Origin of the sequence: Apilactobacillus sp. EABW-1NA, assembly GCF_030398685.1 — a bacterium.
GTDB lineage: Bacteria > Bacillota > Bacilli > Lactobacillales > Lactobacillaceae > Apilactobacillus > Apilactobacillus waqarii.
This window is the reverse complement of sequence record NZ_JAPDKO010000037.1, coordinates 1-8,131: the sequence shown is the minus strand read 5'-3', so window position 1 is coordinate 8,131 and position 8,131 is coordinate 1. Positions and strand designations below refer to the sequence as shown.

Here is an 8,131-nt window from a genome sequence, read left to right as displayed (position 1 = left end):
ATTTATTAGTAATTTTTGTAAATCCTAAACCATTATAATAATCTTTAATGGCAGATAATTTTAATTCTTTAGAAAACATAAAAGAACCCCTTTAGTTAGATTTCTCCAACTCAAGGGGTTCAGTTCATTGCATATTAGCAACGTTTTTTATTTTGTCTCGATAACGACATAGTAGTTATTTGATTGGTTGGTTTGACCATTTAAAATGGTGGTATTCTTGGCAGAAACACCAATCTTTGTGATGTTGCTATCGGTTAATAACTTGGTGTAGTTTGCATCGGAACTATTTGAAATGTCGGAGTACAAAATCCAACTTAGTGAGGTTCCACGATAATTGTTTTCATCACTGAATTGCCAGTATGAAACGCTATCGGAGTTAGCTGGCACCAGAGAGTTTTCAATTGAAGTAATCTTGTTGTTGGCGTCTTTTTCCAAATCAAAGTCTAATTGAAGTGGGGCTAGTCCATTGTAACTTCTAGCGATATTAATGACCCCGATTGTATTAACCTCCATTTGATGGTTAAATGATGCGGTCTTATTCAATTGAATGGCACCATGCCAAGCATAGCCGATTAGTTGATGATTTTGGTATAGGGCTTGGTAGATTGCTTGGAATTTCTTGCCGTGTTTGTATTTTTGCACGTGGTAACTGGTACCAACGGTCACTGGCTGATCTTGTAGTTTGTATAATCGTTTTGCATGCTTAGTAAACGTTAAATCAGTGTATAAATATTCATAGTGCTTTGAATTGATGACCCCGACACCATGATTATTCTCGTCGGACACACTGTAGATATATGGTTTGGTATTTTTAGCCTTAGCGAAAGCTTCATAACCATTTGTCGATATTGCCAGGGTAGAGAAAATGGTTAATAACATTAAGAATTTTTTCATTGTTACACCTTCTTTGTTGATATTAGTATATCAGTAATAATAACGAATAAATGTTAAACTAAGGTTACAAAAAGAGGTAGAAATATGAAACAAGATAAACTATTGGTAGCCGCAATGGTCGTCGTGGGAATCGTCCTGTTCGTCTGTATCGTGGCTTACGTGGCCTAAATAAAAAAGCATCGGAAAAACCGATGCTTTTTATTATAGTTTTTCGACTACCGAAATTACAATAAACAATAAAATGATTAATAGGTTAGCCAATTTGTGTTTCATTAAAATAGCGATAAATTCTCGGATAATCGCGTTTGGTAGAAAAAATCCACTGGTCTTGGAACCAATGCCGCTGATTTTCATACCGGCATTCTTAGCGTAAGCTGTGGCACGGTAGATGTGATAGTTGTTTGAAACAAAGATACCGTTATTTGGATCCAGTTTGTATCTATCGACAATCTTCTTGGAAAAAGCGAAGTTTTGGATTGTGTTGACCGACTTATCTTCTGCGACGACATCATCTGGATTTATTCCCCTTTGTATCACGTAGTCTCTCATGGCAACACCTTCTGGAATCTTTTCGTCGTCACCTTGACCACCAGAGCAGATGATTAGGGGATGCTTGTCAGAAACACTGATTTGGCTTTGATAGAAATCAATGGCGCGGTCAATTCGAGATGCAAGAAGTGGTGAGACCTCGTTTCCGTTTAGCAAACCGGCCCCTAATACAATGATGAAGTCCTTATCTGGTTTGGGACGATAGAAGTTACAAATCCAGACTGAAAGGGAGAAAATCAAGAAGATACTGATCATGTAGAATGAACTCATTTCGGTGAAATGTTCAATCATTAGGTTATATGGCTTTGGAATCAGTTTGCGCAAGAATAGGAAACTCAAAAGCGGGTAAATTAACAAGAAAACACCGATAATCAGTGTTAATAAGTTAGCTAATGAATGACTTTCTCGTCTCCACACAATAATTCCATTCCAAATTAATAAAACTGCGTGTAAGGCGTAAATTAAAGTTAGGATAATCATGATTGCCAATGCAAGGACTAAGAAAACGACGTGTAAAATACTGATACTACTGATTAGTGAGAAGAACATCACGTTTCCTGTCAATGCAAAAACAGATAGTAAGAATAGGAATCCGTTCCAAAATGATGCCTTATTTTTATGAAAAGACCAACATAAAAGGCCAATACAAATTATTAATGTTAAAGGTATAAAGTACATATATATCATCCTTAATCTGTTAGGATAAAAAAGCTCACAAATCATTGTGAGCTTTTGTTTATCTCCATTTTACACTATACAAGTGCTCCGGGAACATATTTCTTATTAACTAATTTGTTATGTGGAACCATTACGAAGTGAATACCACCAAATTTATCAAATGCTACTGCAAAGTAGTTTGGTTGGTATTTCTTGTGGATGTCTAAGTTCATTAAAGCAGTGGCGTGACCCCAATATGATGGGCCGTCTTCAAATAATTGAAGAGCAATTGAGTTGTAAACGGCATGCTTTAAAGCTGCCATAGTCACAACACGTTTCTTAATCTTAGTGTTAGTTAAGGCAAATGATGGGTTATCACTGTAGTTTTCTTCAGCAACGTCTGAAATTTTGTATTTCTTAGAAGCGACTGCCTTAGTTCTCAAGTCATGACCAGTCTTTTTACCGGTGTTGTTCCAGTTATCTTTGCTGTAAACATTGGCAAATGTTTGAGCAACAGCAATGGTGTTCTTAGAAGACTTGTATTGGATTCCCTTAGCTTGTTTGATGGCTGGGTTTAAGATGCTTAGGGCAAATTTAGTAAGTTCTTTTCTTTGACTGTAAGTCATCTTGTTTAGGTTAACGTTTCTGCTTAGATCTTTCTTGCTTGGTGTAAAGGAGTTCATTGCTAGACCCTTTAGACCAATCTTACCCATTGCTACTTGAACCTTGTAGTTACCGATTGATTTTTCACTAGCTGCTTTTTTCAAAGCTGCGTTAGTGTATCCTTTAGGTAACTTAATTACGTTTTTAGGGTTCTTCTTAGCTTTGTAGTTAATTTTAGTTACGAAATTAGCGTCAGAACCAGGATCGGTAACTTGGTTACCGCTAACCTTCATCGCTTGAGTTGGAATAAAGTTATTTAAGTCAGCGGTAGTTAATTTACTGATTGATTTGGTAGTTGCGATAATAGCATCATCAGTAGTTTGTTGTTTAAATTTTTTAATTAATGAAGATTCCTTTTTAGTGGAACTTGCATGAGTAGTCACAGCTGGTGCTGAAGAAGCAATCACAGAACCGATTAAAGCAGCAGCGGCAATCATTTTAATTGTTTTTTTCATATTATTTCACCTATCTACTTCCTAATAAATATACAGCTAATCCAACTAGGATTACCCCGATTACAACAATGAATAAACCAAATTTAATTAATTTTCCACCAATTCCGTCCCAAGCAGGTTGATTGGACATCGCGCGAAGCTTGAAAAAGAACCAGCCAATTCCCATACAAATGGCACCAAATAAAAATACACCGTATGAGAAAAGCATAAAGAAACTTTGAGTTTGTTGCATGGTATTTCACCCCTTATTGAAAGTTTTGTTTAAATAATATTATCACAATTGGTATTTACCTCAAATATATAGTTGTAATCTTAAAAATTACTTAATAATTACAGAAACTTTGCTTAAGTGTTATAATGCGTAATTATGTGTCAAAGAATTCAAAAAATAAGGAGATGAGTTCACCCTTGGGTGATCGAGCGATAAACTGGAAACAAAACCTAAACGTCTTATGGTTTGGGACATTCGTAGCTGGAATCGGATTTAGCAGTATCAGTCCATTCATTGCATTATTTATAGGTCAACTGGGCGATTACAACGCCACGCAAACATCAATTTACAGTGGGATGGCATTTGCAGCGCCATTTCTTGTAAAGATGATTGTTTCACCATTGTGGGGAATCCTAGCTGATAAGTATGGTCGAAAGCCAATGTTACTTAGAGCATCCTTGGGGATGGCCGTCGTAATTGGTGCAATGAGTCTGGTAACTAGTGCATGGCAATTAATTGTCCTTCGTCTTTTACAAGGGGTCTTTTCTGGATTCATCAGTAACGCCAACGCCTTGGTGGCAGCTGAAACGCCAAAGAGTCATGTGGGACATGCATCTGGAAAACTAGCGACAGGAAACGTATCTGGAACACTAATCGGACCAATGATTGGGGGATTAATCGCCGATACATTTGGCTACCGTTATACATTCTTGATTACCGGTCTAGCAATGTTGGTAGCATTTGTTCTAAGTATCTTTTTCGTTCATGAAAACTTTAAACCAGTGCCACACGAAAAAGGGGAAAAACAACCCCATTTCTTATCTGGTATTCCAACTAAGCAAATCTTATTTGGAATGTTTTTAACCACCTTATTTATTCAAGCAACTAATAACTCAATCTCACCAACCTTGAGTTTGTACGTTAAACAATTAGATCCGACATCGACCAACATTGCGTTGACCGCCGGAATTATCCAAGCCATCAACGGGGTAGCGATGATATCAGTAGCTCCATTCTTTGGCCGTTTGGGTGATAAGATTGGTTCGCATCAAATATTGAAATTTGGGCTAGTATTTTCAATGGGTGTTTTCTTCCTAACAACATTCGTGCAAAACGTTTGGCAATTAGGGACCTTGCGTTTTCTAATCGGGATTTCCGATGCGGCATTGTTGCCAACAGTTCAAGCAATTTTAGCTAAGTATAGTCCTCATGATCGAATCAGCCAGGTCTTTAGTTGGAACCAAAGCTTCCAAGCAGCCGGAAACGTGACTGGACCAATGATTGGTTCAGCGGTCGTATTAATCGGTGGCTACCGTGGTGTCTTCATTGCTACCACTATTTTAGCCGGAATCAACTTGTTCCTAGTTCGCAAGAATATCAAGTCAATTGAAACCGACAAGAACTAAATATTTGTTAATTGATGAAACATCATTATAATTAATAGGATAATATTTGGAGGTGGATTGCGATGACTAGAGAAGAAATTGATAACAATTTACTAACATTAAAGAGAACGCGTTCACACATCATAAACGCACTAGATGGAACCAATCGTGACAGCAATGTTGTTCGAGATATCGACCATTTGGTGGAATACTTAAATGAAACAGATGAGCGTGAAATAACACAAGAATATGTTGATCGTAAGTTTAGAATCATTAAAGGTGAAATTAACTGTTCACTAGATTGTTTCAATAACGCGATGAAAGCATTGACTAAGTAGGCATCCGATAGGGTGTCTTTTTCTTTTATTTTAATAATTATCCGTGTATAATGGCTTACATTAAGTAAGCGAAAGGAAGATGGATATGTCAAAATTACTTGAACCGGCAAATGTTGGTGGACTATCTCTTAAGAATCGAGTTGTGATGTCACCGATGTGTACATATGAAGTGATTCGTGAAAATGGAATCGCAACACCATTTCACTTTGCACACTATGGGATGCGTGCAATTAGTGGCGTTGGATTGATTATTACCGAATCCACAGCTGTTGATCCAAGAGGTCGTATTAGTAATAATGACCTCGGATTATGGAATGACGAACAAGTGAGTGAATTCAGCCGTTTGGTCGAATCTCTTCACTACCTAGGTTCAAAGGTAGGGGTTCAATTGAACCATGCTGGTAGAAAAGCTGCCGATGAAGATGTTCCGGTTGCACCAAGTTCAATCGCATTTAGTGACGACAGCAATACACCAGTTGAACTAAGCAAGGAAGATATCACAAACATCGTTAATGAATTTGGTCAAGCTGCCAAACGTGCTAATGATGCCGGGGTAGACATGATTGAAATTCATGGTGCCCACGGGTACTTGTTGAACCAATTCTTATCAGCCGTTTCAAATAAGCGTGATGACGAATATGGTGGTAGCCTAGAAAATCGTTTCCGTATTGTTTCTGAAGTCATTGATGCTGTGAAGGCTAACTTCGCTGGCCCTGTATGGATTCGTTTATCATTAACTGATTACGATGACAGTGGATTACAAAATACTATGGCAGACTGGCAACAAATCGGTAAGTGGTTAGAAGAAGCCGGCATAAAACTAATCGACGTTTCAACCGGTGGCTTACTTCCAAAGGGACCTAACTTCCCAGTTCATGACGGATATCAAACTCCGTTTGCCACTGAACTTAAAAGAGCAGTAAATATTGATGTCTCAACTGTTGGTTTGCTAGATAACCCAGGGTTAGCCGAATACATCCTACAAAACAATCAAGCTGACTTGATTATGGAAGGACGCGCATTGCTAAGAAACACTAACTGGTTGGCAGATGCCGCAAAAGAATTACATGATCATGACTTTAAGGCCTTTGATGCGTCTTACGAACGTGGTCAAAAGTAAAAAATAAAAAGATATCCATTTGGATATCTTTTTTTATTGGTAAAATTTTGTCATCTAATTTTAATTTGTTATATAATTATTCTATTACAGCGAATAAAATGAGGTGATTATATGTATTGGACAGACGAAAGAATTATGACATATCGTGCGAAGATTAAAGGAGCATGGTACGTTAAAAAATTCCAACAATACTATCAATTCGACCTTCGTAAGCCAGAAGATAAGATGAGAATGTATCGTCAATTGGAACCAAAAACAATTAAGTCTTATTTTGATGATTTAATCGACACCTACGAAAAACAATTTTTAGAACAATTAGATAACATGAGCACCGATGATTTATTGGAAACACTAGAATCGTTAAGGGATGAAGGATATATTGATATCATGTAAAAAAGAACCGATATAATATCGGTTCTTTTTTTAGTTATTAGTATTTAGGCTAACTGATTGCTTTTCGCTAAGCTTTTTATCCTTAAAGGTTAGGTTGTAAGCATGTGAATTGTCATATTGGTAGGTCATAAATGACATTCCATCTGCTTCTTGTTGTGAAAGTGGTGATCCTAGAGTTGCTTGAACGTCTGAGAATGAGGTATTTTTAGCAATCTTGTCAATTTTTGCTTTCTTGACAATTTTAGCAGCGGTATTTTGTTGGTAACCTTTGCTTAAAACCTTGTCCTTGTAAACAATTACAAATATGTATTGTAGTTGTGCGTTTCCACCCATTTGCCAAGTGTATTGCTTTGCCTGAGCGTTGTTGGTAAGGGTAGTGTTGGTAGTCTTAGATGGGTTACCTAATAGGCTAACAACCTTCTTGTAACTTGAACCACCGTGTAATTGTTGATCGGTGTACTTGATTTGTTGGTACTTTTCTAATGAGATACCTGATGTATTCAAAGCGTCTGATAGGGAAGGCTTTGGACCAGAAATTGTTTGGTTGGTATCTTCAGCCTTCTTCTTACCACAAGCACTTAATACAAGTAGGCAGGTAAAAAGCGCTAGGAAAATCTTAAAAATTTTATTCATACTATATCTCCTCAATATGTTCTATTAGTATTTTAATCAAACTAGTGGCTAAATATCAATAATTTAAATTATTTATTCATAATTTAACCATGTTTTTTAAACCAAAAACTTGTAATCAATGACTTTTCCTAATACCATGAATGGTGAAGAAAGAAAAAGGAGGTTGTATCTATGAGTAAGATTGCTGCAATTGTTACCAGCGGATACGAAGATTCTGAATTAACTTCACCTATGAAGGCATTAAAGGATGCAGGTCATGAAGTTGAAATTATCGAAGACATGGCCGGAAACACAATTACCGGTGAACATGGTGACACACAAAAGGTTGATTTAGGTATCGATGACGCCAACTTCGATGATTATGACGCATTACTATTACCCGGCGGAGGCTCTCCAGATGCATTGAGAGCAGATGATCGTTTCAACGATTTTGTAAAACGTTTTCTATTGGCTAATAAGCCAGTGTTTGCAATTTGTCACGGTCCTCAATTCTTTATCCAAACCGGTTTAGCAAGTGAATTGAAGTTAACTGCATACACAACAATCAGGTATGACCTATTCTATGCCGGTGCAGAAGTTCATGATGAACCAGTCGTAGTAGATGAAAAGCACAAACTAGTTACAAGCAGAACTCCTGATGATTTAGATTCATTCAATTCTGAAATCGTCAAGTTCGTAAAATAAATAAAAAAGAAGCCTTATAGGCTTTGAACTGAACCCCTTGAGTTGGAGAAATCTAACCTAAGGGGTTCTTTTATGTTTTCTAAAGAATTAAAATTAGCTGCCATTAAAGATTATTATAATGGTTTAGGATTTACAAAAATTATTAATAA

10 protein-coding genes are annotated in these 8,131 nt (G+C 36.9%); 5 read left to right on the top strand and 5 right to left on the bottom strand.

Annotation, left to right across the window (positions count from 1 at the left end; all coding sequences use genetic code 11):
* Positions 1-147: 147 nt before the first annotated feature.
* From OEZ61_RS07615 to OEZ61_RS07600, 4 genes are all read right to left on the bottom strand, one after another.
* Positions 148-894: a hypothetical protein gene (locus OEZ61_RS07615; RefSeq protein ID WP_034534799.1), complete on the bottom strand. Its 747-nt coding sequence runs from the start codon at positions 892-894 to the stop codon at positions 148-150.
* A 201-nt stretch (positions 895-1,095) separates the two neighbouring features.
* Positions 1,096-2,007 carry a YdcF family protein gene (locus OEZ61_RS07610; RefSeq protein ID WP_290047290.1) on the bottom strand — a complete coding sequence of 304 codons (912 nt, stop codon included), beginning with the start codon at positions 2,005-2,007 and terminating at the stop codon, positions 1,096-1,098.
* 188 nt (positions 2,008-2,195) lie between these two features.
* Positions 2,196-3,218, bottom strand: coding sequence for an SEC10/PgrA surface exclusion domain-containing protein (locus tag OEZ61_RS07605; protein ID WP_034534806.1), 1,023 nt, complete (start codon positions 3,216-3,218; stop codon positions 2,196-2,198).
* Between the two features lie 10 nt (positions 3,219-3,228).
* On the bottom strand, positions 3,229-3,450 hold the full coding sequence (locus tag OEZ61_RS07600; RefSeq protein WP_034534807.1) for a hypothetical protein: 222 nt from the start codon (positions 3,448-3,450) through the stop codon (positions 3,229-3,231).
* Between the two features lie 164 nt (positions 3,451-3,614).
* Here OEZ61_RS07600 and OEZ61_RS07595 point away from each other — a divergent pair, with 164 nt between their 5' ends.
* From OEZ61_RS07595 to OEZ61_RS07580, 4 genes are all read left to right on the top strand, one after another.
* Positions 3,615-4,835: an MFS transporter gene (locus OEZ61_RS07595; protein WP_034534818.1), complete on the top strand. Its 1,221-nt coding sequence runs from the start codon at positions 3,615-3,617 to the stop codon at positions 4,833-4,835.
* 62 nt (positions 4,836-4,897) lie between these two features.
* Complete coding sequence (locus OEZ61_RS07590; RefSeq protein WP_034532731.1) at positions 4,898-5,152, top strand: hypothetical protein; 255 nt, start codon at positions 4,898-4,900, stop codon at positions 5,150-5,152.
* Positions 5,153-5,237: 85 nt separating this feature from the next.
* Positions 5,238-6,272: an NADH:flavin oxidoreductase/NADH oxidase gene (locus OEZ61_RS07585; protein ID WP_034534808.1), complete on the top strand. Its 1,035-nt coding sequence runs from the start codon at positions 5,238-5,240 to the stop codon at positions 6,270-6,272.
* 111 nt (positions 6,273-6,383) lie between these two features.
* Positions 6,384-6,665 (top strand): hypothetical protein, encoded by a 282-nt coding sequence (locus tag OEZ61_RS07580; RefSeq protein ID WP_034532735.1) that lies wholly within the window; start codon positions 6,384-6,386, stop codon positions 6,663-6,665.
* A gap of 30 nt (positions 6,666-6,695) precedes the next feature.
* Here the strand turns inward: OEZ61_RS07580 and OEZ61_RS07575 are convergent, their stop codons facing one another.
* Positions 6,696-7,298 (bottom strand): DUF3862 domain-containing protein, encoded by a 603-nt coding sequence (locus OEZ61_RS07575; RefSeq protein WP_034532737.1) that lies wholly within the window; start codon positions 7,296-7,298, stop codon positions 6,696-6,698.
* Positions 7,299-7,469: 171 nt separating this feature from the next.
* Here OEZ61_RS07575 and OEZ61_RS07570 point away from each other — a divergent pair, with 171 nt between their 5' ends.
* Positions 7,470-7,982 (top strand): type 1 glutamine amidotransferase domain-containing protein, encoded by a 513-nt coding sequence (locus OEZ61_RS07570; protein ID WP_034532738.1) that lies wholly within the window; start codon positions 7,470-7,472, stop codon positions 7,980-7,982.
* The last annotated feature ends 149 nt before the right edge of the window (positions 7,983-8,131 follow it).

What these genes read in the sequence shown, in the direction of transcription:
- OEZ61_RS07585 (WP_034534808.1), top strand. Translation starts at nt 5,238, where the DNA reads ATGTCAAAATTACTTGAACCGGCAAATGTTGGTGGACTATCTCTTAAG.
- OEZ61_RS07600 (WP_034534807.1), bottom strand. Translation starts at nt 3,450, where the DNA reads ATGCAACAAACTCAAAGTTTCTTTATGCTTTTCTCATACGGTGTATTT.
- OEZ61_RS07575 (WP_034532737.1), bottom strand. Translation starts at nt 7,298, where the DNA reads ATGAATAAAATTTTTAAGATTTTCCTAGCGCTTTTTACCTGCCTACTT.
- OEZ61_RS07590 (WP_034532731.1), top strand. Translation starts at nt 4,898, where the DNA reads ATGACTAGAGAAGAAATTGATAACAATTTACTAACATTAAAGAGAACG.
- OEZ61_RS07595 (WP_034534818.1), top strand. Translation starts at nt 3,615, where the DNA reads ATGAGTTCACCCTTGGGTGATCGAGCGATAAACTGGAAACAAAACCTA.
- OEZ61_RS07615 (WP_034534799.1), bottom strand. Translation starts at nt 894, where the DNA reads ATGAAAAAATTCTTAATGTTATTAACCATTTTCTCTACCCTGGCAATA.
- OEZ61_RS07580 (WP_034532735.1), top strand. Translation starts at nt 6,384, where the DNA reads ATGTATTGGACAGACGAAAGAATTATGACATATCGTGCGAAGATTAAA.
- OEZ61_RS07570 (WP_034532738.1), top strand. Translation starts at nt 7,470, where the DNA reads ATGAGTAAGATTGCTGCAATTGTTACCAGCGGATACGAAGATTCTGAA.
- OEZ61_RS07605 (WP_034534806.1), bottom strand. Translation starts at nt 3,218, where the DNA reads ATGAAAAAAACAATTAAAATGATTGCCGCTGCTGCTTTAATCGGTTCT.